The organism is Streptomyces sp. NRRL WC-3626, assembly GCF_000718785.1.
Taxonomy (GTDB): domain Bacteria; phylum Actinomycetota; class Actinomycetes; order Streptomycetales; family Streptomycetaceae; genus Streptomyces; species Streptomyces edwardsiae.
Map to the genome: position 1 here is coordinate 94,749 of NZ_JOCA01000023.1, position 24,559 is coordinate 119,307.

The following is a 24,559-nucleotide window of genomic DNA, read 5'->3' on the forward strand; positions in this document are numbered from 1 at the left end:
ATTCCGAGTAATGACGCATGGCAACGCGCCCGCCGCCGTTCCCCGTTCGACGCTCGTCGTCACCGCGCACGCGGGCGACTTCGTGTGGCGGGCGGGCGGCGCCATCGCCCTGGCCGCCTCGCGCGGGGAGAAGGTCACCATCGCCTGCCTGACCTTCGGCGAGCGCGGCGAGTCCGCCAAGGCGTGGCGGGAGGGCAGGAAGCTGGACGAGATCAAGGCGATCCGGCGGGCGGAGGCCGAGGAGGCCGCCGCCACCCTCGGGGCCGAGGTCCGCTTCTTCGACGCCGGCGACTATCCGCTGCTCGCGACCCCCTCACTGACCGACCGGCTCGTCGAGGTCTACCGCGCCACCCAGCCCGACGTGGTGCTCACCCACCCCGTCGAGGACCCGTACAACGGTGACCACCCGGCCGCCAACCGCATGGCCCTGGAGGCCCGCGTCCTCGCGCAGGCCGTCGGCTATCCGGGCGAGGGCGAGATCATCGGGGCCCCGCCCGTCTTCTACTTCGAGCCGCACCAGCCCGAGATGAGCGGCTTCAGGCCCGAGGTCCTGCTCGACATCACCGAGGTGTGGGAGACCAAGCGCGAGGCCATGGAGTGCCTCGCCGCCCAGCGGCACCTGTGGGACTACTACACCGACCTGGCCGTCCGTCGCGGCGTCCAGCTCAGGCGCAACGCCGGCCCCAACCTGGGCCTGCCGCACAAGACCATGGCCGAGGCGTTCATGCGCCCGTACCCGCAGATCGCGAAGGAGCTCGCATGAGCGGCGTCGTCGTCACCAACCCCCCGAAGGCCGAGCCCGAGGACGTCGAGGCGCTCGCCGGGTACGGCGTGGCCACGATCAGCGAGGCGATGGGCCGAACCGGTCTGCTCGGCCCCGGAATCCGCCCGGTCCAGCAGGGCGTACGGGTCGCGGGCACCGCGGTCACCGTGCTCTCCTGGCCCGGCGACAACCTGATGATCCACGCCGCCGTGGAGCAGTGCGGCGAGGGTGACCTCCTGGTCGTCACCACCACCTCCCCTTCCACCGACGGCATGTTCGGCGAACTGTTCGCCACCGCCCTGCGACGGCGCGGTGTGCGCGGCCTGGTCATCAACGCGGGCATCCGTGACACCCAGGAGCTCCGGGAGATGGGCTTCGCCGCCTGGACCCGGGCGGTCTGCGCACAGGGCACCGTGAAGGCGACCGGCGGCTCGGTGAACGTACCGGTCGCCGTCGACGGGCAGGTGATCCGTCCCGGTGACGTGATCGTCGCCGACGACGACGGCGTGGTGGTCGTCCCCCGCGAGCGCGCCCGCCGGGTCGCGGAGGCGTCCGAGGCACGCGAGAAGAAGGAGGCCGCCTCCCGCGCCGCCTTCATCGAGGGCCAACTCGGCCTGGACCGCTACGGGTTGCGCGAGAAACTGGAGCAACTGGGCGTGACCTACCGGTCGTACGACGAGTACACGGCCGGGGAAGGATCGTGACCGCCCCCGACGGGGTGCGCTGCATGCTGATGCGCGGCGGCACGTCGAAGGGCGGCTACTTCCTGGCCGACGACCTGCCCGCCGAGCCCGCGGCCCGCGACGCCCTGCTGCTGCGGATCATGGGCAGTCCGGACCCGCGCCAGATCGACGGCCTGGGCGGCGCCCACCCGCTGACCAGCAAGGTCGCCGTGGTCTCCCGCTCGGCCGACCCGGACGCCGACGTCGACTATCTGTTCCTCCAGGTCGCCGTGGACACCTGTGAGGTCACCGACCGGCAGAACTGCGGCAACATCCTCGCCGGAGTGGGCCCGTTCGCCGTCGAACGCGGGCTGGTCCCGGCCGGGGACGACCGGACGTCCGTACGCGTCCGCATGCTCAACACCGGCGAACGTGCCGTCGCCACCTTCCCCACTCCGGGCGGGCGCGTCGACTACACCGGTACGGCCGAGATATCGGGCGTACCGGGCACGGCGGCCCCGGTCGTCATCGAGTTCCCGCAGGGCGGCAGCCCGCTGCTGCCCACCGGCAACGTCCGCGACACCGTCGCCGGCACCGAGGTGACCTGCGTCGACAACGGCATGCCGGTGGTGCTGATCCCGGCGGCCGCGCTGAACGCCACCGGGTACGAGACGCCCAGGGACCTGGAGGAGGACCTCGTGCTCGCCGGCCGCCTCCGGGAGATCCGGCTGGCCGCCGGGCATCTGATGGGCCTCGGGGACGTGGAGGGCGCCACCGTGCCCAAACCGACCCTGCTCGCCCCGCCCCGGCACGGCGGCGCGGTCACCACCCGCACCTTCATCCCCGTGCGCTGCCACACCTCCATCGGCGTCCTGGGCGCCGCGAGCGTCGCCGCCGGACTGCGCGTCCCGGGCGGCGTGGGGGAGGGGATCGCGGAACTCCCCGAGTCCGACCGCGTACGCGTCGAACACCCCACCGGGTTCCTGGAGGTCGATGTCCACGTTGACCCCGGCTCCGCCGTGGTCCGCCGTACCGCCGTCGTCCGCACCGCACGCAAGATCCTCGACGGCACCGTCTTCCCCCGGTCCGCCGCCACGGCGCCGATCCCCGCACAACGCCCTGGAGGCACCCTTGACTCCGCCGCTCGGTGACATCGCCCATATCGGCCACGCCCAGCTGTTCACACCCGACCTGGACGCCAGCGTCGCCTTCTTCACGGACTACCTGGGCCTGACGGTCAACGGCCGGGACGGCGACACCGTCTATCTGCGCACCTACGACGACTACGAACACCACAGTCTGGTGCTCACCGCCCGCGAACAGCCGGGCCTCGGCCGGCTCGCACTGCGTACCTCGGGCGAGGAGGCGCTGCACCGCCGGGTCGCGGCCCTGAAGGCGGCGGGACGGCCCGGGACATGGGCCGAGGACGAGCCCGGTATCGGCAGGCTGTACCTCACCACCGACCCCGACGGCCACGAGCACGCCCTGTACTGGGAGAGCGAGCACTACCGGGCGCCCGAGGAACTGCGTCCGGCGCTGAAGAACCAGCCACAGGCCAAACCCAACCGGGGCGTGGGCGTCCGCCGCCTCGACCACGTCAACTTCCTCGCCTCCGACGTCCTCGCCAACGCCGAGTTCCAGGAACACCTCCTCGGCGCCCGGCCCACCGAGCAGATCAGGCTCGACTCCGGGAGGATCGCCGCCCGTTGGCTGACCTTCACCGACAAGTCGTACGACGTCGTCTACACCGAGGACTGGACCGGCTCCTCCGGACGGCTGCACCACATCGCCTTCGCGGCGGACACCCGCGAGGACATCCTGCGCGCCGCCGACCTCGCCATCGACAGCGGCGTGTTCATCGAGACGGGCCCGCACAAGCACGCCATCCAGCAGACCTTCTTCCTCTACGTCTACGAGCCCGGCGGCAACCGCGTCGAGCTGTGCAATCCGCTCACCCGGCTGGTGCTGGCGCCCGACTGGCCGCTGATCACCTGGACCGAGGCGGAGCGGGCCAGGGGACAGGCCTGGGGCCTGAAGACCATCGAGTCCTTCCACACCCACGGCACCCCGCCGACCGCCTGACGGCCACCGCACCCCTCACATTGTTCCTGAGATTGTCAACAAAAACGTTGACGCTGTGCGGCGGGGTCCCCGACCGCGGTCGGCTGGACCTCCGGCATGGGCCGCTTCGGCGCGGTCTTCGGACCGTGGCTCGGCGGCCAGTTGCTCGCCGCGGACCAGGGCGACCGGGGCTTCACGGCCTTCGCGCTGGCCGGTACGGCGTCGATGGTGTTCATCGGGATCGCGGCGCTGCGCGCCTCACGGACGGCACAGCGCGACGGCGATCCGCGTCGGCTGGTCGCCACCGGCTGAGTCCGGCCGCCCCGACCCGGAGCGGTCGGTCACGCCGGAGCCGGCCATACGGCGTTGACCTCGCCTCCGTACCGATGGGGTAGGCTTGACCTGCGTCATCACGATCGGGACGTGGCGCAGCTTGGTAGCGCACTTGACTGGGGGTCAAGGGGTCGCAGGTTCAAATCCTGTCGTCCCGACGAGTAGCCCGAAAGCCGTACCGGACGATGTCCGGTACGGCTTTCGGCGTTGTCCGAGAGCGGCCCCCACCCACCCGCGGCCGCCCACGGCGAAGTTCAGGCCGCGCCGAACGCGCTGAACGCCCACCCCGTGGCCCGATGCACCGCATCCGACGGCAGCGTTCCCCGCGCGTCCCGCAACGCCTCCGCCAGCGACAACCCGGCCCCCAGCCCTCTGTGAAGAGCCCCCATCAGGGGGACGACCGCCGCATCGTTGACGGGCGAACTGCACGCCACCACCCCCGCCGTCCCCAACGGCAGCAACGCCGTCACCAGGCCCAGCAGTTCATCCGCCCCCACCGACGCGAACCGTGCAGTGTCGCAGCAGGACAGGATGATGCGGTACGGACTGCGGTCCAGCCGTTCGAAGTCGTGCACGATCAGCGGCCCGTCGGCCATCCGCAGCGACGAGAACATCGGACCGTCCGCGCGGAACGCGCCGTGCGCGGCGATGTGCGCGAGACCCGCCCCGTCCAGCTCGCGCAGCACCCGCGGCACCGTCGCGTGGTCGTCCTCCAGGACCGTCGCACCGCCGTAGCGGGCGGCCAGCTCCGGCACCTCCGCACCGCCCGTCGCCAGCCCCGGACCGCGCACCAGCACCTGACGCCCCCCGGGCGGCGGCGCCGTCTCCTTGGCACGCAGCCAGCTGCTCGCCGACGGCGACACGCTCACCACCCGCTCCCGCAGCGACGGCAGCAGCGCCCACGGCACCCGGTGCAGCCGCCCCGGCGGCACGATCACCACCGGGCCCTCGCCGAGCTGCGCCGCGGCAGGGCCGAGCAGCAGCTCCTCCAGCCGCCGGCCCGCCGCCTCCACCACCGGCAGCCGCGCCTGCGCCCCCGGATGGGCCAGCCGCCGCAGCCCCGCCTGTATGTGCTCGGCCTCGGTCTCCGCCGCCGCCAGCAGCCCCGCCTCGAACCGCCGCACCCGCCCCCGCCCGCACAGCAGCACCTGCACCCGCCCGTCGAGCACGGCCAGTTCGACCAGGGACGTGTCGTCCCCCAGCCGCGCGAGCAGCCGTCCGACGTCGAACCCGTCCCCGCCGTCCGGCGCCTCGCCGCGCATGTGCAGCGTCCGGGACCGGATCTCCCGCTCCAGCCGCCGCTGGTCCCGCTCCAGCGCCGGTACGGGCCTGCCCTCCATGCGGGCCTCCTCCGCGCGGGCGGCGATCTCCCGGTAGGCGGTCATACCGCTGAGCAGGGCGCGGTCGGCGGGCGGCCGGGTGGGCGGTGCGGACAGCGCGGTGGCCCGCCAGCGTTCGCTCCACACCAGCAGCCGCCGCGGCCCGCCCGAGACCAGGCTCGCCCGCTGGGCGAGCGCGGCCAGCTCCGCGCCCTGCGCGGTGGCGCGGGCCCGCAACTCGGAGGCGCCCAGCGTCATCCGGTGGTCGTCGAGCACGTCCAGTCCGCGCCGGCACGCCTCCAGCACCCCGCGCGGGGAACCGGCGGCCCGCGCGCGCAGCGCCTGCGCCGCCCAGCCCGTCAGCCGCGCGAGCGGCGGCCCGCCGTGTCTGCTCCGCGCGGCGAGCGCGAGATGCCGCTCCGCCTCCGCCGTCCGACCCAGGTCCAGGGCGATCCGCCCGGCCAGCAGGGACGCCTCGGGGGCGGCCGGCGCCCCGAGTGCGGCCAGCCGCCCGGCCACCGCCGCCGCGTCCGCGACCAGCCGTCCCGAGGCGTGCCCGGCCGCGTGCCGGGCCCCGATCAGCACCAGCCGCGCGTGCGTCTCCCACCAGGTGCGCCGCTGCCCGGCGAACAGCCGCACCGCGAGCGCCGCACGCGCGATCGCCGTCTGCGGCTCCCCCGCGAGGCGGGCCGCCCGCGCCGCGGCCAGCAGCAGCTCCGCCTTGCGCGTGGACTGCCCGCCGATCTCGTCCAGCGCCCGGACCGCCGAGTCCGCCTCGGCCAGCGCCTCCGCGGCCAGCCCGGCCGCCATCAGCACCTCGCAGCGCCGGATGTTCAGCATGAACGTCGGCGTGCCCAGCTTGGCGTACCGCTCCTCCGCCTCGTCGAGCAGCCGCAGCGCCGCCGGCATGTCACCCGCGCGGAACGCGGCCAGCCCCCGGCTCTCCACCGCGTCCGCCTTGTCGTGCTCCTGGCCCGTCGTCTCCCACAACGCCTCCGCCGCCGTGAAGTCGGCGACCGCCCGCTCCACCGAACCCAGCGCCAGATGCACCGTCGCCCGCAGTGTCAGCGCCCGCGCGGTCCAGATCACGTCCTCGGCCTGCCGCAGTACGGGAATGGCCCGCCGTACGTCCTCCAGCGCCTCCTTGTGATGTCCCAGCACCCACCACGAGTACGCCCGGCGGAACAGCACCCGCGCGCGGGTGTGCCCGCTGCCGCGCTCCACACCGCGCCCCAGCGCGTCCATGCCCTGCCGGGTGCGCCCCGCGTGCACCAGCGCGACCCCGAGCGTGGCGAGGACGTCCGCCTCCCGCTCCGCCGAGTCCGCGCGGGCCGCCCAGGTACGGGCCCGCCGCAGATGGGTCAGGGCCAGCCGCAGATCGCCGAAGTCGCGCTGCCAGATGCCGATCACCTGATGGGCCACGGAGGCGTGCAGGGCCGGAGGACGGTCGCCCAGCACCTGTTCCGCCCTCGCCCGCGCCTCACCGGGGTCCGCGAACACCATCGGCAGCAGTTCCAGCACCGTGTCGCTTCCCGCTGTCACCCCACGATGGTAGTTCTCGGTCATCACGCCTCACAGGTGTGACGCTGTATCAAACCCCCGTTTCCCGGCTCTCCTTACACGACAGCTCCGCGGCACCGGCCGCCGTCGCACCAGTGGAGGAATTCCATGGCACCACAGCGATTCCGCGAGCAGTTCACCCAGATCCAGCGCTCCATGCCCGACGTCCCGCTGGCGATGGGGCCGGACGACGCGGGCGAGTTCCTCTACGAGAAGGGTGTCGTCCTCGCCCGCGACGGCGAGGAGGCCCGCGTCGTCGAGGACACCGTGCGACAGCACTTCACCACCTTCGCCGGCCTCACCCCCGACCAGGTGCGCCGGACGAGCCCGCAGACCAACCGCTCCGGCATCACCCGCATCCGGGTCGCCGACCCCGGCCAGGGCGACGGCAGCGGCGACCCGGCGGTCGCGGGAGCCCTGCGCGCCCTCTCTGCGGCGGAGGGCCGCACCGGCCGCCGCCTCGTCAGCCGCAACCATGTGGTGTCCATCGCCGTCAACGCCTGCCCCGGCGACGAGCCCGTGCCCGTGGGGCGCGGCGCACAGCCCAACCCGGCCGCCGCGGACGGCGCCCACGACCCCGAGACCGCCGTCGGCGTGCTCGTGATCGACACCGGCCTCATGCACGACCACGGCTCCTACCCGCTGCTCGCCCACACCCGCGGCGACGCCCAGGTGGAGGAGTGCGACGGCGACGGGGTCCTGCGGGAGTACTGCGGGCACGGCACGTTCATCGCCGGACTCGTCGCCGCCGTCGCCCCCAACACCGACATCACCGTCCGCGGCACGCTCAACGACGCCGGGGCCGTCCTGGAGTCCGAGTTCGGCGAGAAACTCTTCGAGGCCGTGGACCGCGACGGCTGGCCCGACGTCATCAGCCTCTCCGCCGGCACGTCCAACGGCCGCACCGACGGACTCCTCGGCGTCGACGCCTTCATGCGCGAACTGCTCGACCACCCCACGCTGCTGGTCGCCGCCGCGGGCAACAACGGCAGCGCCACCCCCTTCTGGCCCGCCGCCTACGCCGCGCTGCCCGGCTACGAGAACGCCGTCCTGTCCGTCGGCGCGCTGCGCGGGGACGGCGAGTTCGGCGCCTGCTTCAGCAACCACGGCGGCTGGGTGAAGGCGTACGCGCCCGGCGAGCGGCTCACCGGCGCCCTCACCGGCTTCGAGACGCCCGTCCCGTACGTGTACCAGCACTCCACGTACGACGCCTGCCGCTACGGCTTCACCTATGCCTGCACCTGCCACCACCCGCGCCACAGCGGCGTGCTGAGCGAGGACGGCACGACCGGCAAGCCGGACCAGGTGATGTTCGAAGGGCTCGCCCAGTGGAGCGGGACCTCGTTCGCCACCCCCGTCGCCGTCGGTATGGTCGCCGCCCACATGACCGCCCAGGCGGAGACCGACCCGCGCAAGGCCCGGCGCCAACTCCTCGACGCGAACACCGAGTACGCCGAAGTGCGCGGGGCGCACGTCCCCGCGCTCCTTCCGCCCACCTGGCGCCCCGTGTCCGTCTCACCACCCACCGCACGGACATGACGACCGGAGCGTTCCCCTCCACGGCGTACGATGACTGGCCGTACACGAGGGGTGTGACCGTGGAGCGTAGGGAAGTCGGCGCGTTGGTCCGGTCCGCTGTCGACGGTGACGCGGCGGCCTGGAAGTCGATCGTGGAAGGGCTCGGCCCACTGGTGTGGTCCGTGGTGCGCTCGCACCGGCTCTCCGACGCCGACGCGCACGAGGTCTACCAGACCGTGTGGTTCCGTTTCGCCCAGCATCTCGGGCGGCTCCGGGAGCCCGACAAGGCCGGTTCCTGGCTGGCCAGTACCGCGCGGCACGAATGTCTGAAGGTGCACAGGGACGCCCGCCGGCTGATGCTGACGGACGATCCGCAGCTGCTGGACCGGGTCAGCGAGGACGGTGCGCCGGAGCAGTCGCTGCTGGAGGCGGAGGAGGCGGCCGCGCAGAGCGAACGCGTGCGGCGGCTGTGGCAGGAGTTCGAGGAACTGGGCGAGCGGTGCCGGCAGTTGCTGCGCGTACTGATCGCGTCGCCGCCGCCCAGCTATCAGGAGGTGTCCGCCGCGCTCGACATCGCGGTGGGCAGCATCGGACCGCTGCGCCAGCGCTGTCTGCGCCGGCTGCGGGCCCGGCTCGAGGAACGGGGGGCGACGTGAGCGACGGCCTGAACGACGACTTCGACACCGATCTGCTGGAGGAGGAACTCCGGCAGGCGGCCGCGGTCCTGGACCCGCTCCCTCCGGCGCTGCTGCAGCTCGCGGTCGAGGCGTACGCGCTGCACGACCTCGACGCCCGGGTGGCCGAGCTGACCTTCGACTCACTGGTCGACGCGATTCCGGTCAGGGGAGCGACGGACGTGCCGCGCATGCTCACGTTCACCGCCGGGGAGGTGACGCTGGACGTCGAGGTGACGGCGGAGGGGCTGCTGGGGCAGGTGCTGCCGCCTCGGCCGGGCCGTGTGGAGGTGCTCGGGGGTCCGTTGCAGGCGGTCTCCCTCACCGCCGACGATCTGGGCCGCTTCGGCCCCACGGAGCCGCCCGCCGGTCCGTTCGCGCTTCGTCTGTACACGGGTGCGGATGTGGTCGTCACGGAGTGGCTCCGGGCCTGACGCCTTCGCGGATTGCCGAGGGGCGGTCGTTGCCCCTCCCGGCTGCCGGCCCGGGGTTTCGCCCCCGCCGCCCCTTCCCGTTCCCCGGGGGCCCTGCCCCCGGACCCCCGGTCCTCAGACGCCGGAGGGGCTGTTCTTGCTGGAGAGCCTGTCGATCAGGGTGGCGAGTGCCGAGGCGAGGTCGCGCAGGCCCGGGCCCGCGGGGCCTCCCGGCTCGGTCATGTAGGTGTCGCGGCGGATCTCCACCATCAGGGCGGACACCTCCGCACGCTCGCCGTAGAACTCCAGCGGCACGTACGTCCCCGCGAACGGGCTGTCCAGCCCCGTCTCCCCGCACGGCGCGAACGCCTCGCGCGCGGCGTCGAGCAGGGCGGCCGGGGTGTGGAACGAGTCGGTCCCCAGGCAGACTTCGGGGCGGGGCCCGTCGCCGTGCAGCTCGTACGGCAGCGGGGCGCTCGGATACGAGTGCACGTCGATGATCACGGCCCGCCCGGTCGCCGCGAGCCGGCCGGCGACAGCCCGCGTCATCGCCCGCGCGTACGGCCGGAAGTACCGCTCGACCAGCGGCTCGGGGTCGAAACCGTCGGGCCGCAGCACGTCCTTGTGCGTGGTCCGCGTGTAGACCGCGCCCATGCCGACGGCCAGCATCTCTTCCCGCTCGTCCGGGAACCGCTCGGGGTCGACGACCAGCCGCGACAGCCCGTTCACGAAACGCCAGGGCGTGACACCGGCGGCCAGGGCCGCGGCCTCGGCGATCGCCGCGGTGTGCGAGTCGGTGATGTGGTCGAGCTCCCGCTCGAGGCCGGCGTCGTCCAGCACGATCTGGGACCGCGCGTCCGCCGGTATCTCCCGCGAGGAATGCGGCACATGCAGGATCACGGGGGAGTCCGGGTCACCGGCCAGAAGTTCGCAGGACGGCGGTGTAGCGGTCATTCGGCTGCTCCAGGGGGATTGTCAGTGGTGCACGGCATGATCAAGGTGCCACATCCCACTGACAACGCCGACCAGCGAGGCCCCATGCCGATCAGCAACGAGCAGGTGACCGCCCACCCGTTCCTGAGCGCCCTGTACCGGAGCGCCTACTACCCCGACCATGTGGTGGACCGCGGCCGGGCCGTACTGCTCGCGCTGTGCGAGCGCATCGAGGCGGAGCGCCCCGCCGGCCTCGCCGCGCTCTACGCGCTGACCCACGCCGCCACCGAGGAGTTCAACGACCTTCAGGACGCCTTCGTGGAGGCGGGCAGCGAGATCGAGACGGTGGCCCGGGACGAGATAGGCGGGGAGTTCTGGTTCGTGGCGCGGGCCTACGGTTTCGCGGACGCCGACGTCGAGGAGCTGATCGCCCCGCGCGACTGGTGAGCGGGCAGCCGCCGGACACGGCTCCGCCCCGGCCGGGCGCGAGGCCGGCCGGGGCGGAGTACGCGGGGAGCGTCAGCTCAGGGACGCCAGCGCCTCGTTCCACGTGGTGGACGGGCGCATGACCTCGGCGGCCCTGGCCGGGTCGGGCTGGTAGTAGCCGCCGATCTCGGCCGGCTTGCCCTGGACGGCGTTCAGCTCGTCGACGATCGTCGACTCGTTCGTGGCGAGCACCTCGGCGAGCTGGGCGAACGCCTTCGCCAGGTCGGCGTCGTCGCTCTGCGCGGCCAGTTCCTGCGCCCAGTACAGGGACAGGTAGAAGTGGCTGCCGCGGTTGTCGATGCCGCCGACACGACGGGTCGGGGACTTGTCCTCGTTGAGGAAGGTCGCCGTGGCGCGGTCGAGGGCGTCGGCGAGCACCTTGGCCCGCGTGTTGCCCGTGACCGAGGCGTACTGCTCCAGCGACGGCACCAGCGCGAAGAACTCACCGAGGGAGTCCCAGCGCAGGTAGTTCTCCTTGACCAGCTGCTGCACGTGCTTCGGTGCGGAGCCGCCCGCACCGGTCTCGAACAGGCCGCCGCCCGCCATCAGCGGGACGACCGACAGCATCTTGGCGCTGGTGCCCAGCTCCAGGATGGGGAACAGGTCGGTGAGGTAGTCGCGCAGCACGTTGCCGGTGACCGAGATGGTGTCCTCGCCGCGGCGGATGCGCTCCACCGACAGCTTGGTGGCCTCCACCGGGTTCAGGACGCGGATGTCCAGGCCCTCGGTGTCGTGCTCCGTGAGGTACTGCTCCACCTTGGCGATCAGGTTGGCGTCGTGGGCGCGGGTGGCGTCCAGCCAGAAGACGGCCGGGGCGCCCGTGGCGCGGGCGCGGGTGACGGCCAGCTTGACCCAGTCGCGGATCGGCGCGTCCTTGGTCTGGCAGGCGCGGAAGATGTCACCGGCGGAGACGGTCTGCTCGAGGACCGTGTTGCCGGCCTGGTCGACCAGCCGGACCGTGCCCGTGGTGGCGATCTCGAAGGTCTTGTCGTGGCTGCCGTACTCCTCGGCCTTCTGCGCCATCAGACCGACGTTCGGCACCGAGCCCATGGTGGACGGGTCGTAGGCGCCGTTGGCCCGGCAGTCCTCGATCACGGCCTGGTAGACACCGGCGTAGCTGGAGTCCGGGAGCACCGCGAGGGTGTCGGCCTCCTGGCCGTCCGGGCCCCACATGTGGCCCGACGTGCGGATCATGGCCGGCATGGACGCGTCGACGATGACGTCCGAGGGGACGTGCAGGTTGGTGATGCCCTTGTCGGAGTCGACCATCGCCAGCTCCGGGCCCCCGGCGAGCTCGGCGTCGAAGGACGCCTTGATCTCGGCGCCCTCGGGCAGTGACTCCAGGCCCTTGTAGATACCGCCCAGACCGTCGTTCGGGGTCAGGCCGGCCGCGGCGAGCTTGTCGCCGTACCGCGCGAACGTCTCCGGGAAGAAGGCGCGCACCACGTGGCCGAAGACGATCGGGTCGGAGACCTTCATCATCGTGGCCTTCAGGTGCACGGAGAACAGCACGCCCTCCTGCTTGGCGCGGGCGACCTGCGCGGTCAGGAACTCGCGCAGCGCGGCGACACGCATCACGGAGGCGTCGACGACCTCGTCCTTCTTCACCGGCACGGACTCGCGCAGCACGGTGGTGGTGCCGTCGTCGCCGACCAGCTCGATGCGCAGCGCGCCGTCCTCGGCGATCACGGCGGACTTCTCGGTGGAGCGGAAGTCGTTCTCACCCATGGTCGCCACATTGGTCCTGGACTCGCCGGACCAGGCGCCCATGCGGTGCGGGTGGGTCTTGGCGTAGTTCTTCACCGAGGCGGGGGCGCGGCGGTCGGAGTTGCCCTCGCGCAGCACCGGGTTCACGGCCGAACCCTTGACCTTGTCGTAGCGGGCGCGGATGTCGCGCTCCTCGTCGGTCCTCGGGTCGTCCGGGTAGGCCGGCAGCGCGTAGCCCTGGCCCTGCAGCTCGGCGATCGCGGCCTTGAGCTGGGGGATCGACGCCGAGATGTTCGGCAGCTTGATGATGTTGGCCGCCGGCGTCTTCGCCAGCTCACCGAGCTCCGAGAGGGCGTCCGGGACGCGCTGGTCCTCGGCCAGGTACTCCGGGAACAGGGCGATGATGCGCCCGGCCAGCGAGATGTCACGCGTCTCCACGGTGACACCCGCCTGAGAGGCGTACGCCCGGACCACCGGCAGGAAGGAATACGTCGCCAGGGCCGGGGCCTCGTCAGTGTGCGTATAGATGATGGTCGAGTCAGTCACCGGGTGCTCCGCTCCACGTCTGCAACATTGCTCGACATCAAGATATCTCGTGACCGACCCGGGCTCGACAGGGGTCCGCGCCCACTTCCGGTCGATCTCCCGCCGCGGGCCTTCCCGGGCGGCGGGAGATCACCCGGCCGATGCGCTCAGATGGGCCGGGTGGCCGTCATGTCGTCCTCCGCGGCGTCCGAGCCGCGCTGCTGCGGGAACACCACCGAGCCCTGCTGGAGTGCCACCGTCCGGGCCGGCGACGGGATGCGGATGCCCTCCTCGCGGTAGCGGCGGTGCAGACGCTTGATGAACTCGTGCTTGATCCGGTACTGGTCGCTGAACTCGCCGACGCCCAGGATCACGGTGAAGCCGATCCGGGAGTCCCCGAAGGTGTGGAACCGCACCGCCGGCTCGTGCTCCGGCACCGCCCCGGTGATCTCCGTCATCACGTCGGCGACCACGTCCTTCGTCACCCGCTCCACCTGCTCGAGGTCACTGTCGTACGACACCCCGGCCTGGACCAGGATGGTCAGCTGCTGCTCGGGACGCATGAAGTTGGTCATGTTCGTCTTGGCGAGCTGCCCGTTCGGGATGACCACCAGGTTGTTGGACAGCTCACGGACGGTCGTCTGGCGCCAGTTGATGTCCTCGACATAGCCCTCCTCGCCGCTGCTGAGCCGGATGTAGTCACCCGGCTGCACGGTCTTCGAGGCGAGGATGTGGATGCCCGCGAACAGGTTGGCGAGCGTGTCCTGCAGCGCCAGCGCGACCGCCAGACCACCGACGCCGAGGGCGGTGAGCAGCGGGGCGATCGAGATGCCCAGCGTCTGCAGCGCCACCAGGAAGCCGATCGCGAGGACCAGGATCCTGGTGATGTTCATGAAGATGGTCGCCGACCCGGCGACCCCGGAGCGGGACTGCGTGACGGAACGCACCAGCCCCGCCACGACCCGCGCCGCCGAGATCGTCGCGGCGAAGATGACCATCAGCGTCAGCGTCTGGTTGACGCTGTGCTGCACGGCGCGGGTCAGCGGCAGCGCCGCCGCCGCGGAGGCCGCACCCGCCGCGATCGCCGCCCAGGGCGCGATCATGCGCAGCGCGTCCACGAGGACGTCGTCCCCGCGCCAGCGGGTGCGATCGGCGTGCCGGCCCAGCCAGCGCAGCAGCATCCGCAGCAGGAACGCCGCCAGCAGGCCGGCCACGAGGGCGATACCGGCGTACGCCAGATCGTGTCCGGTGAGGGCTCGGGTCACCGCTCACCTCCGGCGGACACCCGGGCCGACGGGCGTATGTGAAGTCGTGTCACGTGTCGTCACCTGTTCGAGTTCTACGGGAAGTAGGCGCGCCGACCGTCCCTGACCTGCGGTCGGCGCGATCGCTCATCCTGCCGTATCCCACCGGGCGGCTCGTACCAACGGGCCCGGCCCGGCGGTCAGATGACCTTCAGCCGCACCAGCGCGCCCAGCGTCAGCGCCCCCGGCAGCAGCGGCAGCCACACCGTGATGATCCGGAAGACCAGCACCACCGCCGTGGCCACCGCCGCCGCGCCGCCCACCGCCACCAGCGCCACCACGAGCGCCGCCTCGACGGAGCCGATCCCGCCGGGAGTCGGCACCAGCGCCACCGCGACCGTCGCCGCCAAGTACGCCACCGCCATGTGCGCGGGCGGCACCGCGAGCCCGAACGCCAGCCCCACCAGCACCAGCGCCGCCGCCTGCAGCGCGGGGAAGGCCAGCGCCCCGCCCCACAGCGCCAGCGCCCGGGACGGCAGCGCGTGGACCGACCGCGCCTCGCCCAGCGCCGTCCGCAGGAACCCCACGACCATCCGCCGCAGCCGCCGTACGGCCGTCAGCGCCACCACGACGACGGCCAGCAGCCCGCCGACCGCGAACAGCAGCGGACCGAACGCCCCCTCGGGCAGCAGCGAACCGAACCGCAGCGCGCCGGGGAACGCCACCAGCAGTGCCGCCAGCAGCCCCACCCGGCCGACCGACTCCGCCAGCAGATACAGCGCCAGCGCCGCCGAGGAACGGGCCGGCGGGAGCCCGCACACCGTCATGAACCGCAGATTGACCGCGCTCGCGCCCAGCCCGGTGGGCAGCAGATGGTTCGCCGCGCCCGCCGCGAACTGCGTGGCCAGCAGCCGCCGCCGGGGCAGCCGTTCCAGCACCGCGCCCTGCCGGGTGCACGCGGCCGCCACCCAGGTCAGACAGGTCGCGCCGGCCGCCGCCAGCAGCCAGGGCCAGCGGGCGGTCGCCAGCTGGGCGAACCCCTCGGCCAGCACCGACCGGTGCCGCACCGCGACCACGGTCACCAGCAGCAGCGGCAGCACACACAGGATCCGGCGGATCGTCCCCGTCACAGCCCCCGAGGATCTCCGGCGCGAGCCAACGGCGGGTTGCGGCGGCCCGGACGCCCGCTGACGGCCGGGCAGCGGGGCGGGGCCGTCCTTGACCTCAATCATGCTCGAGGTTCTACCGTCGTCCGCATGAGCATGGAGACCACAGCGTGGACACAGCTGCGCAGCGTCATGACCGCCGAGGACGAGCACCGACCCCTGACGAGGGCGACACTGCGCCGCATCGGCGCCTTCGCCCGCCCGCACCGCCGCAGGCTGGCCCTGTTCGTGCTCCTCGGCACGGCGACGGCCGCGCTGGCCGTCGCCACCCCCGTACTCGCCGGGCGGGTCATGGACGCCATCGTCTCCGGCGGCGCCGAGGCCACGGTCGTACGCCTGGCCCTGCTCATCGCGCTGATCGCCGTCGCGGAGGCGGCCCTCGGCGTACTCGGCCGCCGGCTGTCGGCCGCTCTCGGCGAGGAACTCATCCTCGACCTGCGGACAGCGGTCTTCGACCATGTACAGCGGATGCCGGTCGCGTTCTTCACACGCACTCGTACGGGAGCGCTGGTCTCCCGTCTCAACAACGACGTCATCGGCGCCCAACGCGCCTTCAGCAACACCCTGTCGACCGTGGTCGGCAACCTGGTCACCCTCGTGCTCACCCTGGCCGTCATGCTGACCCTCTCCTGGCAGATCACCCTGCTCGCGCTGGCCCTGCTGCCGGTGTTCGTGATCCCGGCCCGCCGTATGGGCCGCCGGATGGCCGGGATGCAGCGCGAGGCCGCCGCCCTGAACGCCGCCATGGGCACCCGGATGACCGAGCGGTTCTCCGCCCCCGGCGCCACCCTGGTCAAACTGTTCGGACGCCCCGAGGAGGAGTCGGAGCAGTTCGCCGTCCGCGCCCGCCGCGTACGGGACATCGGCGTCCGTACGGCCACGGCGCAGACGGTGTTCATCACCGCCCTGACCCTCGTCTCCGCCCTCGCGCTCGCCCTCGTCTACGGCGTCGGCGGCCGGCTCGCCCTCGGCGGCACCCTGGAACCCGGCGCCGTCGTGGCCCTGGCCCTGCTGCTCACCCGGCTCTACGCCCCGCTCACCTCCCTCGCCGGGGCACGGGTCGAGGTGATGAGCGCGCTGGTCAGCTTCGAGCGGGTCTTCGAGGTCCTCGACCTGGAGCCCCTCATCCAGGAGAAGCCGGACGCCCGCGAACTGCCCGAGGGCCCGGTCTCCGTCGAGTTCGACGACGTCCACTTCGGCTACCCGTCCGCCGACAAGGTCTCCCTGGCCTCCCTGGAGGAGGTGGCCACCCTCGACACACGCGGCGGTGACGTGGTTTTGCACGGCATCTCCTTCCGCGCCGAACCCGGGCAGACCGTCGCCCTGGTCGGCTCCTCCGGCGCGGGCAAGTCGACCATCGCCGGGCTCCTGCCGCGGCTGTACGACGTCGACTCGGGGGCCGTACGCGTGGGCGGCGTCGACGTCCGCGAGCTGACCGCCGCCTCGCTGCGCGCCACTCTCGGGATGGTTACCCAGGACGGTCATCTCTTCCACGACACCGTGCGCGCCAACCTGCTCCTGGCCCGTCCGGAGGCGGCCGAGTCCGAACTGTGGGACGCCCTGCGCCGCGCCCGCCTCGACACCCTCGTACGCGCCCTGCCCGACGGTCTGGACACGGTCGTGGGGGAGCGGGGCTACCGGCTCTCGGGCGGTGAACGCCAGCGCATGACCATCGCCCGGCTGCTGCTGGCCCGTCAGCGCGTCGTCATCCTCGACGAGGCCACCGCCCACCTGGACAACACCTCCGAGGCGGCCGTGCAGGAGGCGCTCACGGAGGCGCTGGAGGGCAGGACGGCGGTCGTCATCGCCCACCGGCTGTCCACCGTCCGGGCCGCCGACCTGATCCTGGTGGTCGAGGCGGGCCGGATCGCGGAACGCGGCACGCACGAGGAACTGCTGGCCGCCGGCGGACGCTACGCCGAGCTCTACCGCACCCAGTTCGAACGGCAGCCGGGGGAGACGGTGGCGGCCTAGGGGAGCGGACTCGCGGAAGGGGAGGGACATCCGCGGGTGTCCCTCCCCTTCCGCCGGTTCTGCTTGCCGCTACCGGGTCCGCGCGGCGGTCCTCGTCCGGTCCGGACGGTCCCCGGCGCCGGACTTCGCCCGTCCGGAGCCGCCCCGGCCACGGCCGCCCTTGCGGCCGCTGCCGTACGCGTCGAGCTGAATGGCGAGCGGCGACGCGGTCAGGACCGACGAGTACGTGCCCACCAGCATGCCGATCAGCAGGGCGAGCGCGAAGTCGGTCAGCGAGTCGCCGCCCAGCAGGGCCAGCGCGGCCAGGATGAAGATCACACCGATACCGGTGTTGACGGTACGCGGCACCGTCTGCAGGATGGCCCGGTTGGTGACCTGCGCCAACGGCGCCTTACTGTCCTTCCGCCACAGCTCGCGGATGCGGTCGAAGACCACGACGGAGTCGTTCACCGAGTAGCCGATCACGGTGAGCAGCGCCGCCAGGAACACCCCGTCGATCGGCTTGCCCAGCCACGCGAAGATCCCGGTCAGGATGACCACGTCGTGGGCGAGCGCGCTGACCGCGCCGGTGCCGAACATCCAGCGGAACCGGAAGGCGAGGTACAGCAACTGGGCGCCGAGGGCCAGCCCGAGCGCGATCAGCGCGTTGCGGCGCAGCTCGTCACCGAGGCTCGGGCCGATCAGCTCGTCGCGGACCTTCTCCGCCCCGCCGCCGGCCTCGTCGATCGCCTCGGCCACCGCGACGGCCTGCGCGTTGGTCAGCTCCTCGGTGCGCACCGTCAGCCGGTTGTCCCCGGAGGACTGCACGACGGCCTGCGGGAAACCGGCGTCGGAGAGCGCCTCACGGGCGTGGTCCGGGTCGACGGTGTTCGTGGTGGAGTACTCGATCAGCCGGCCGCCGGTGAACTCCACACCGAAGTTCAGCCCGCGCACCGCGATGCCGGAGCCGGCGACGACCAGGACCACGGCGGAGACCGCGAGCCAGCGGCGCGGGTGCCGCATCAGCTGGGGGTCGCGTCGAGTGAGGTAGGTACGGACCCGGCCGATGGACGCCAGACCGGTCATCTTCGGACGCCGGTGCACCCAGCGGCGGGCCACGGCGAACTCGGCCAGCACCCGGGTGATCACCAGGGCGCTGATGATGGACGCGAGGACACCGATGCCCAGCGTCACACCGAAGCCCTTCACCGGCCCGGAGGCGAGCACGAACAGCAGCGCGGCCGCGATCAGGGTGGTGACGTTGGAGTCCGCGATGGCGCTGAACGCGCCCTTGAAGCCGGCGGTCAGGGCCGAGCGGCTGCTCGGCCGGTTACGGGCGCCGTACTCCTCCCGGGCCCGTTCGAAGACCAGCACGTTGGCGTCCACGGCCATGCCGATGGCCAGCACGAAACCGGCCAGGCCGGGCAGGGTCAGGGTCGCGCCGAGGGCCGCGAGACCGGCGTAGGAGATCAGGCCGTAGCAGAGCAGGGCCAGGGTGGCGAGGACACCCATGAGGCGGTAGACGACGATGATGAAGAGCGCGGTCAGCGCGGTGCCGACGACGGCCGCCCAGGCGCTGGCCTCGATGGCCTCGGCGCCCAGCGTCGGGCCGACCGTCCGCTGCTCCACCGTCTCGACCGGCACCGGCAGCGCGCCGCCCTTGACCAGCAGGGCGAGCTCCTTGGCCTCGTCGCTGGTGAACGAACCGGTGATCTGGGTGGACCCGCCGGTGATGCCCGCGCCGCAGGCGACGGACGGGTCGACCTGGGGCGAGGAGATGATCTTGTTGTCGAGGACGATCGCGACCCGGCGCTGCGGATCGCCCGCCGGGTGGCAGGCGGCCTCGCCGGTCAGCTTCGCCCAGCCCTTGTCGTCCTCGAAGTCCACGGTGACATGCCAGCCGGCGCCGCTCTGCTGGTCGAAGAGGGCCTCGGCGTCCTTCACGTCCTGGCCGGTCAGCGCCGCGTCGGCCAGCCGGAGCTGTTCACCGGTCTGCTCGTCGGGCAGGAGACGCTCGCCGTCCTTCGCCTTGTCGGTCGCGGTGGCCGCGCCGAGCACCGAGTGCACGGACAGCTGCGCGGTACGTCCGAGGACGTCCGCGGCCTTGCGCGGATCCTGGACGCCGGGCAGCTCGACGATGATGCGGTTGTCCCCGGAGCGGACGATGCTCGGTTCGGCGACGCCGAGCGCGTCGACCCGGCCGCGCAGCACCTCCAGGGTGCGGTCGGTGGCCGCCCCGTCGGCCTTCACGGTCTCGGTGGAACGGGTCTCCAGCACGATCTGGGTGCCGCCCCGCAGATCCAGACCCAGACGGACCGGGACGGTGACGGCGATGAACACGGATGCGGCGATCACGGCGAGCGCGAACAACGCCCTGACGCGGGCGGGACGTTTCACAGATGCCTCCAGCAGGCACGCGGAAAAAGGAAAGAGGAAGTCTCAGGTGCTGGAGGCGGCGGGCGGCGCGCGCCCGAGGTCGGAGGGCATGTGCGCGGCGGCGGGCGCCGCGTGTCCGGCCGCCGGCGCGGGCCGGGCCGGCCGGGGCGGGATCCGCGGCGTGTCCGCCGCGGTGAAGAGCGCATGACCGGCGGGCACCGCCCGCTCACCGGCGTCCCGCTCCGGCCTGGTGTGCGGGGTGCGGGAGCCGACATAGGCGTCGTCGCCGTACGGACGGGTGTCCGACTCGTAGGCCGAGGGACCGTACGGAGCCGGGGCGGGGACGAGTTCCGTGCCGCCGCCGCTGAACCCGAGGGTCAGCAGTACGGCCGCGAACGCGGCGAGGACCGCCGCGACGGCCCGGAACGGAAGGCGGGTGCGCTGTCCCCGCGGGGCGGCGGTCAAGGTTCGACGAGCCCGGCGCGGATGGCGTAACGGGTCAGTTCGAGGCGGTCCCGCAGACCCAGCTTGTGCAGCAGGTTCTCGCGGTGCCGCTGCACCGTCTTGATGCTGATGAACAGCATCTCGGCGATCTCCTTCGACGAGTGCCCCTCGGCGACGAGCTTCAGCACCTCCTCCTCGCGCGGGGTCAGCAGCTGCTCGGGAGCCTCCTCACCGTGCCGCACCCGGTCGAGGTAGTTACGGATGAGGGCGGTCACCGCCCCCGGGTACAGGAACGGCTCGTCCCGCATCGCGGCCCGGCAGGCCGCGACCAGATCGCGGTCCGCGACGGACTTCAGGACGTAGCCGCCGGCGCCGGCCTTCAGCGCCTGGAACAGGTACTGCTCGTTGTCGTGCATCGTCAGCATCAGGATGCGCAGCCCCGGCTTGAGCGCCGTCAGCTCGCGGGCGGCCTGCAGGCCGGTCAGCCGCGGCATGGCGATGTCCAGGACGGCCAGGTCGACGTCGTGGGTACGGGCCATGGCGATCGCCTCCGCGCCGTCACCGGCCTCGGCGACCACCCGCAGATCCGGCTCCCGGTCGAGGATGAGCCGGACGCCGCGCCGCACCAGCGCGTGGTCGTCGGCGAGCAGGATCCGGATCGGGGCGTCCGTCCGGCGGGCCTCGTGGGTGTCCTCGTGGTTCATGACTGCTTCCTGACAACGGGCACGGTGAGCCGGATCCGGGTACCGGCGGGCGGAGCGGAGGGGGCGACGGGGTGGTCGTCGAGGCTGGAGATGCCCAGGTCGGCCCCGATCAGCAGGGCCCGTTCCCGCATCCCGCGGAGCCCGGCGCCCTCGCGTGCGGCACCGATGCCCCGGCCGTCGTCGCTCACCTCGAGGACGACGCAGCGGTCGACGGCGCGCAGGCTCACCTCCACACTCCGCGCCTCGGCGTGCCGGGCGGCGTTGGTCAGACCCTCCTGTGCCACACGGTAGATGACCAGCTCCTGCTCGTGGTCGAGAGCGGGCAGATCGGAGTCGAAACGGCGCAGCACACGCAGCCCGGTGTGCGTGGCGAACTCGGTGGCCAGCGAGGTGACGGCGCTGACCAGACCGAGATCGTCCAGCACGCCCGGACGCAGCCGGCGCACCAGCCTGCGCACCTCGTCCAGGCTCTCCCGGGTGATCTCCTGCGCCTGCTGGAGCTCCCCGCGCAGCGGCTCCTCCGCCTCGTCGGCCGCCCGCTTCAGCGCCAGCAGCACGGCCGTCATGCTCTGCCCGACCTCGTCGTGCAGCTCCTGGGCGATACGGCGCCGCTCGCCCTCCTGGGCGAGGATCGCGCGGGCACTGCTCGCGACGCGTTCCCCCTCCAGCCGCTCCAGCATCGAATTGAACGTGCTGACCAGCTCGGACACCTCACCGCCGCCGCGCACGGGCAGACGCTGGCCGGGGCGCAGCAGGTCGACCGTGGTCATCAGCCGGGTCACCCGGTCCAGCGGGGCGAGACCGATGCGCAGCAGGGCCGCGTTGGCGACGAGCATGACGGCGAGGCCGCCGACGAGGATCACCGCCTCGGTGAGCAGCACCGGGACGGACACGGTCACCGGAGCCCACAGCAGCAGCGCGGTGGCGCTGCCCAGCACCACCGCGTTCAGCCCGAAGATCCGCCAGTACAGGGACACGGAGGTCACGCCTTCCTCTTTCTCGTCTGCCTCTACTGTCGGTCACCGCGCCCGCGAACGCGGCGGCGGCCTCATGGTCCCGGCGGACAACACCGGCCAGCATGCACCAGGGACCGGCCCCGGTCGATGGGCCCCGCGACCCATTTCCCCCCGTCCACCGGGCCCATCCCGAACGGGGTGGGTCCTCGGACCCCGCACAGATGGGTACCGCGCCCAATGGGCGCCGGCCCGGAAACGGGCCAGGGTTGAGTCATCACCCGTACGTCATGAGGAGGACCGTCCGTGTCGCTCGACCTGCCCCGCACCGAACCCCGTACCGCCCATCCCGCTCCCGACGAGGTCCGTCAGCGCCTCGAGCACGCCCGCTCGACCCGCCTGGCACAGCTCAAGGCGCTCGACGAAACGGGGCAGAGTCCCGGCGACCACCTGATGTCCAACCAGCGGGAGGCCATCCAGCGCGTCCTCACGGAGATCGACGAGGCCTTCGCACGCGTCGAGGACGGCACCTACGGCACCTGCCTGGGCTGCTCCAAGGCCGTACCGCCGGAGCGCCTGGAGATTCTCCCCCACACCCGGTACTGCGTCGCCTGCCAGCGTCGCGCCTAGGCGCGACCGGGCCCCGTCCGTCCTTCTCTCCCGCTCTGCCCAAGGGGTGCAGTGGTGACCCACCAGACCATCGGCGAGCGCGACACGGTCCTCGACGCCGAGGACCTCGCCGCGCTGCGCGAGAACCTGCACGAGCAGCGGCTGTTCCGGCAGGAGCAGCTCCGGCAGTTCGCGACCCACTCCTCGAACCGTGCCGAGGAACGCCGTCAGTCGGACGCCGCCCAGGTAGAGGTCGGCGTCAGGCTCGCGGCCTCCGCGCGCATGGTGCTCGCCGACGTCGAGGCGGCGCTGGCCCGGATGGACTCCGGGCAGTACGGCACGTGCCATCTGTGCCGTCGCGCCGTCGAACGCCACCGCCTGCTGATCGTCCCCCAGGCCCGCTACTGCGGGCGCTGCCAGCAGGTGAGGGAGGCCGGCCGGTGACCGTGATCCGGCGCACCCTTCCGGCTCCGGTACGGCACCGGCACTGGCCGCTGTGCCGGCGCTGCTCAGGTATCGCTCTCGACCTGGGCAGCGCCCGCACGCGCGCGTGGATCGCCGGACGGGGCATGGTCCTCGACGTGCCCACCGTCACCTTCCCGGGCACGGGGGCCATCCACCCCATCCAGCGCGGCACCATCGTCGACACCCCGGGTACGGCCCGGATGCTGGAGCGGCTGCTCGGGCACCGGCTGCCCAGGATCGGCCGCCCGCTGGTCGTCGTCACGGCGCCGGTCCTGGACGGCCTCGCCTTCCGGACCGAGGCCCGCACCGCCGTCGAGATCCTCCGCCCGCGCGCCGTCATGACCGTCCCGGGCGCCCGCGCGGTGGCCCTGGCGGCGGGCGCCGACCACATCCGGCCGCTGCTGGTGGTGGACATAGGGGCCCACCTCACCGAGGTGGTGCTGCTCGTGGACGGCGCGGTCACCGACGCCCGCCGCACCGCGCTGGGCACCGCCGACCTGACCGACGGCACGCCGCCCGGCGACATCACCGCGGCGGTGACCGACATGGTGACCGCGATGCTGCGGCAGGACCGCACCTCGCTCACCCGTACCGCCCTGCGCCGGGGCATACTCCTGGCCGGCGGGGGCGCGCTGCGCCCCGACATCACCCGCGACCTGCCCGGCAGCCTCGGCTGCCCGGTCACGCAGGTCCCGTCGCCGCACACCGCCGCCGTGCGGGGGGCCGCCGGCCTGCTCGCGTCGGCGCACCACCACCCGTCGGACAGCGGCACCCTCTGACCGGCGCCGCGGTCCGCGGCCACCGGCACCCCCCCACCAGCCCGTTTCACGTACCCAGAAGTCACGTACCCGGAAGGAGCTTTGACGTGGCCGGCGAAATACCTCCGGCACAGCCACCCCCCGGCCCGCCCGCGCGCCCCCTGTTGTGGCGCTGGCGGCACAATCCCCTGCGCCGGCGCACCGACAGCCTTCACGCCTGGCTGGGCCTCGGGGTGCTGATCGCCGTACTTGCCCTGGCACCCGTGGCCGCCCTCGTCGCGGCCAAGACCGCCCGCGCCCACTACGAGGACACCGCCCGTCACCAGAAGCTGACCCGGCATGTGACGACCGCGACCCTCACCCACGACGCGCCCCGCCACCCGGAGCCGGGCTCGGACGAGGAGGAGCACACCCGCTACCCGGCCGAGGTCCGCGTGGTCACCCGGGACGGGGTGGAACGCCATACCCGCGCGGAGGTGGAGCCCGGACTCGCCGCCGGCAACACCGTCCGTATCTGGATCACGGCCGACGGCGAGACGACGGATCCGCCGCTGACCCCGAAGGAGATCCGCAGCCGCACCATGGGCTGGGCGCTCCTCGCGGCCATGGGCGTCGCCCTCACCGGCGCCGCCGCCCACGCCGCGACCGGTCTCGCCGTGCGCCGCCGCAACCTCGACGACTGGGACACGGCCTGGGCGAGGACGGCTCCGCGCTGGACGACACCGACCTGATCCGATAGGGGCCTTCGAAAGTTTCGGCGCCTACTCAACGGACTTCGACGACTGCCCGTACATCGGTGATGCCTTCCGCGGCTCAACCGGTTCAGTGCCCACCCTGAACTGCGAAGACTCCACTTCTACCCGCCCCTTCGATCGAGCGAAGATTTCGAAACATTCACCGAAACTGTTGACGGTTGACGCGTGCAGGCCAACA

The 24,559-nt window shown here is 72.7% G+C and carries 23 protein-coding genes and 1 tRNA gene; 15 read left to right on the top strand and 9 right to left on the bottom strand.

Annotation, left to right across the window (positions count from 1 at the left end; genetic code table 11):
- The first annotated feature begins 10 nt into the window (after positions 1 to 10).
- The 6 genes from IF28_RS0128550 (at position 11) to IF28_RS0128575 (ending at position 3,977) form a co-directional block, all read left to right on the top strand.
- Entirely contained in the window at positions 11 to 763 is a 753-nt protein-coding gene (locus IF28_RS0128550) for a PIG-L deacetylase family protein (RefSeq protein ID WP_030225988.1), read from the top strand.
- The gene (locus tag IF28_RS0128555; RefSeq protein WP_030225990.1) at positions 760 to 1,467 is read left to right on the top strand and encodes a 4-carboxy-4-hydroxy-2-oxoadipate aldolase/oxaloacetate decarboxylase; all 708 of its coding nucleotides are present in this window, start codon (positions 760 to 762) and stop codon (positions 1,465 to 1,467) included. The genes IF28_RS0128550 and IF28_RS0128555 overlap by 4 nt, the downstream gene beginning before the upstream one ends.
- A gap of 23 nt (positions 1,468 to 1,490) precedes the next feature.
- Positions 1,491 to 2,576 carry a 4-oxalomesaconate tautomerase gene (locus IF28_RS0128560; protein WP_037894227.1) on the top strand — a complete coding sequence of 362 codons (1,086 nt, stop codon included), beginning with the start codon at positions 1,491 to 1,493 and terminating at the stop codon, positions 2,574 to 2,576.
- Positions 2,557 to 3,507 carry a VOC family protein gene (locus IF28_RS0128565; RefSeq protein ID WP_030225995.1) on the top strand — a complete coding sequence of 317 codons (951 nt, stop codon included), beginning with the start codon at positions 2,557 to 2,559 and terminating at the stop codon, positions 3,505 to 3,507. Before IF28_RS0128560 ends, IF28_RS0128565 begins: the two co-directional genes overlap by 20 nt.
- A 96-nt stretch (positions 3,508 to 3,603) precedes the next feature.
- Entirely contained in the window at positions 3,604 to 3,798 is a 195-nt protein-coding gene (locus IF28_RS0128570; RefSeq protein ID WP_030225997.1) for a hypothetical protein, read from the top strand.
- A gap of 105 nt (positions 3,799 to 3,903) precedes the next feature.
- Positions 3,904 to 3,977, top strand: a tRNA-Pro gene (locus IF28_RS0128575).
- 96 nt (positions 3,978 to 4,073) lie between these two features.
- Here the strand turns inward: IF28_RS0128575 and IF28_RS0128580 are convergent.
- The gene (locus tag IF28_RS0128580; protein WP_030225999.1) at positions 4,074 to 6,641 is read right to left on the bottom strand and encodes a CHAT domain-containing protein; all 2,568 of its coding nucleotides are present in this window, start codon (positions 6,639 to 6,641) and stop codon (positions 4,074 to 4,076) included.
- Between the two features lie 165 nt (positions 6,642 to 6,806).
- Between IF28_RS0128580 and IF28_RS0128585 the strand changes: the two genes are divergently transcribed.
- The 3 genes from IF28_RS0128585 to IF28_RS0128595 are packed head-to-tail and all read left to right on the top strand — an operon-like array spanning position 6,807 to position 9,324.
- Positions 6,807 to 8,237 carry a S8/S53 family peptidase gene (locus IF28_RS0128585; protein WP_030226001.1) on the top strand — a complete coding sequence of 477 codons (1,431 nt, stop codon included), beginning with the start codon at positions 6,807 to 6,809 and terminating at the stop codon, positions 8,235 to 8,237.
- Between the two features lie 59 nt (positions 8,238 to 8,296).
- Entirely contained in the window at positions 8,297 to 8,872 is a 576-nt protein-coding gene (locus tag IF28_RS0128590; protein ID WP_030226003.1) for an RNA polymerase sigma factor, read from the top strand.
- A complete protein-coding gene (locus tag IF28_RS0128595; protein ID WP_030226007.1) occupies positions 8,869 to 9,324 on the top strand; it encodes a hypothetical protein in 456 nt (151 codons plus the stop codon). The genes IF28_RS0128590 and IF28_RS0128595 overlap by 4 nt, the downstream gene beginning before the upstream one ends.
- 114 nt (positions 9,325 to 9,438) lie before the next feature.
- Here IF28_RS0128595 and IF28_RS0128600 read toward each other — a convergent pair whose 3' ends face one another.
- The gene (locus tag IF28_RS0128600) at positions 9,439 to 10,257 is read right to left on the bottom strand and encodes an N-formylglutamate amidohydrolase (protein ID WP_030226010.1); all 819 of its coding nucleotides are present in this window, start codon (positions 10,255 to 10,257) and stop codon (positions 9,439 to 9,441) included.
- Between the two features lie 84 nt (positions 10,258 to 10,341).
- Between IF28_RS0128600 and IF28_RS0128605 the strand changes: the two genes are divergently transcribed.
- Positions 10,342 to 10,683, top strand: a complete 342-nt coding sequence (locus IF28_RS0128605) for a DUF5713 family protein (RefSeq protein WP_030226013.1) — start codon at positions 10,342 to 10,344, stop codon at positions 10,681 to 10,683.
- Positions 10,684 to 10,755: 72 nt separating this feature from the next.
- Here the strand turns inward: IF28_RS0128605 and IF28_RS0128610 are convergent, their stop codons facing one another.
- The 3 genes from IF28_RS0128610 to IF28_RS0128620 all read right to left on the bottom strand — a co-directional run bounded on the left by IF28_RS0128610 (position 10,756) and on the right by IF28_RS0128620 (position 15,298).
- A complete protein-coding gene (locus tag IF28_RS0128610; RefSeq protein ID WP_030226016.1) occupies positions 10,756 to 12,975 on the bottom strand; it encodes an NADP-dependent isocitrate dehydrogenase in 2,220 nt (739 codons plus the stop codon).
- Positions 12,976 to 13,121: 146 nt separating this feature from the next.
- Entirely contained in the window at positions 13,122 to 14,219 is a 1,098-nt protein-coding gene (locus IF28_RS0128615; protein ID WP_030226020.1) for a mechanosensitive ion channel family protein, read from the bottom strand.
- Between the two features lie 179 nt (positions 14,220 to 14,398).
- Entirely contained in the window at positions 14,399 to 15,298 is a 900-nt protein-coding gene (locus IF28_RS0128620; RefSeq protein WP_030226023.1) for a lysylphosphatidylglycerol synthase transmembrane domain-containing protein, read from the bottom strand.
- Between the two features lie 162 nt (positions 15,299 to 15,460).
- Between IF28_RS0128620 and IF28_RS0128625 the strand changes: the two genes are divergently transcribed.
- A complete protein-coding gene (locus tag IF28_RS0128625) occupies positions 15,461 to 17,338 on the top strand; it encodes an ABC transporter ATP-binding protein (RefSeq protein WP_037894191.1) in 1,878 nt (625 codons plus the stop codon).
- A gap of 69 nt (positions 17,339 to 17,407) precedes the next feature.
- Here IF28_RS0128625 and secD read toward each other — a convergent pair whose 3' ends face one another.
- The 4 genes from secD to IF28_RS0128645 are packed head-to-tail and all read right to left on the bottom strand — an operon-like array spanning position 17,408 to position 21,827.
- Positions 17,408 to 19,714: a protein translocase subunit SecD gene (secD, locus tag IF28_RS0128630; protein ID WP_051713916.1), complete on the bottom strand. Its 2,307-nt coding sequence runs from the start codon at positions 19,712 to 19,714 to the stop codon at positions 17,408 to 17,410.
- Positions 19,715 to 19,756: 42 nt separating this feature from the next.
- Positions 19,757 to 20,158: a hypothetical protein gene (locus tag IF28_RS0128635; RefSeq protein ID WP_051713917.1), complete on the bottom strand. Its 402-nt coding sequence runs from the start codon at positions 20,156 to 20,158 to the stop codon at positions 19,757 to 19,759.
- A complete protein-coding gene (locus tag IF28_RS0128640) occupies positions 20,155 to 20,841 on the bottom strand; it encodes a response regulator (protein ID WP_030226037.1) in 687 nt (228 codons plus the stop codon). The genes IF28_RS0128635 and IF28_RS0128640 overlap by 4 nt, the downstream gene beginning before the upstream one ends.
- On the bottom strand, positions 20,838 to 21,827 hold the full coding sequence (locus IF28_RS0128645) for a HAMP domain-containing sensor histidine kinase (protein ID WP_030226040.1): 990 nt from the start codon (positions 21,825 to 21,827) through the stop codon (positions 20,838 to 20,840). The genes IF28_RS0128640 and IF28_RS0128645 overlap by 4 nt, the downstream gene beginning before the upstream one ends.
- A gap of 273 nt (positions 21,828 to 22,100) precedes the next feature.
- Here IF28_RS0128645 and IF28_RS0128650 point away from each other — a divergent pair, with 273 nt between their 5' ends.
- From IF28_RS0128650 to IF28_RS0128665, 4 genes are all read left to right on the top strand, one after another.
- Positions 22,101 to 22,424, top strand: a complete 324-nt coding sequence (locus IF28_RS0128650; protein WP_030226043.1) for a TraR/DksA family transcriptional regulator — start codon at positions 22,101 to 22,103, stop codon at positions 22,422 to 22,424.
- 51 nt (positions 22,425 to 22,475) lie between these two features.
- Positions 22,476 to 22,847: a TraR/DksA family transcriptional regulator gene (locus tag IF28_RS0128655; RefSeq protein ID WP_030226045.1), complete on the top strand. Its 372-nt coding sequence runs from the start codon at positions 22,476 to 22,478 to the stop codon at positions 22,845 to 22,847.
- The gene (locus IF28_RS0128660) at positions 22,844 to 23,647 is read left to right on the top strand and encodes a rod shape-determining protein (RefSeq protein ID WP_030226048.1); all 804 of its coding nucleotides are present in this window, start codon (positions 22,844 to 22,846) and stop codon (positions 23,645 to 23,647) included. Before IF28_RS0128655 ends, IF28_RS0128660 begins: the two co-directional genes overlap by 4 nt.
- Positions 23,648 to 23,733: 86 nt before the next feature.
- On the top strand, positions 23,734 to 24,357 hold the full coding sequence (locus IF28_RS0128665; protein WP_030226049.1) for a hypothetical protein: 624 nt from the start codon (positions 23,734 to 23,736) through the stop codon (positions 24,355 to 24,357).
- Positions 24,358 to 24,559 lie beyond the last annotated feature (202 nt).

What these genes read in the sequence shown, in the direction of transcription:
- IF28_RS0128550 (WP_030225988.1), top strand. Translation starts at nt 11, where the DNA reads ATGACGCATGGCAACGCGCCCGCCGCCGTTCCCCGTTCGACGCTCGTC.
- IF28_RS0128555 (WP_030225990.1), top strand. Translation starts at nt 760, where the DNA reads ATGAGCGGCGTCGTCGTCACCAACCCCCCGAAGGCCGAGCCCGAGGAC.
- IF28_RS0128560 (WP_037894227.1), top strand. Translation starts at nt 1,491, where the DNA reads ATGCTGATGCGCGGCGGCACGTCGAAGGGCGGCTACTTCCTGGCCGAC.
- IF28_RS0128570 (WP_030225997.1), top strand. Translation starts at nt 3,604, where the DNA reads ATGGGCCGCTTCGGCGCGGTCTTCGGACCGTGGCTCGGCGGCCAGTTG.
- IF28_RS0128580 (WP_030225999.1), bottom strand. Translation starts at nt 6,641, where the DNA reads ATGGTGTTCGCGGACCCCGGTGAGGCGCGGGCGAGGGCGGAACAGGTG.
- IF28_RS0128585 (WP_030226001.1), top strand. Translation starts at nt 6,807, where the DNA reads ATGGCACCACAGCGATTCCGCGAGCAGTTCACCCAGATCCAGCGCTCC.
- IF28_RS0128600 (WP_030226010.1), bottom strand. Translation starts at nt 10,257, where the DNA reads ATGACCGCTACACCGCCGTCCTGCGAACTTCTGGCCGGTGACCCGGAC.
- IF28_RS0128605 (WP_030226013.1), top strand. Translation starts at nt 10,342, where the DNA reads ATGCCGATCAGCAACGAGCAGGTGACCGCCCACCCGTTCCTGAGCGCC.
- IF28_RS0128625 (WP_037894191.1), top strand. Translation starts at nt 15,461, where the DNA reads ATGGAGACCACAGCGTGGACACAGCTGCGCAGCGTCATGACCGCCGAG.
- IF28_RS0128640 (WP_030226037.1), bottom strand. Translation starts at nt 20,841, where the DNA reads ATGAACCACGAGGACACCCACGAGGCCCGCCGGACGGACGCCCCGATC.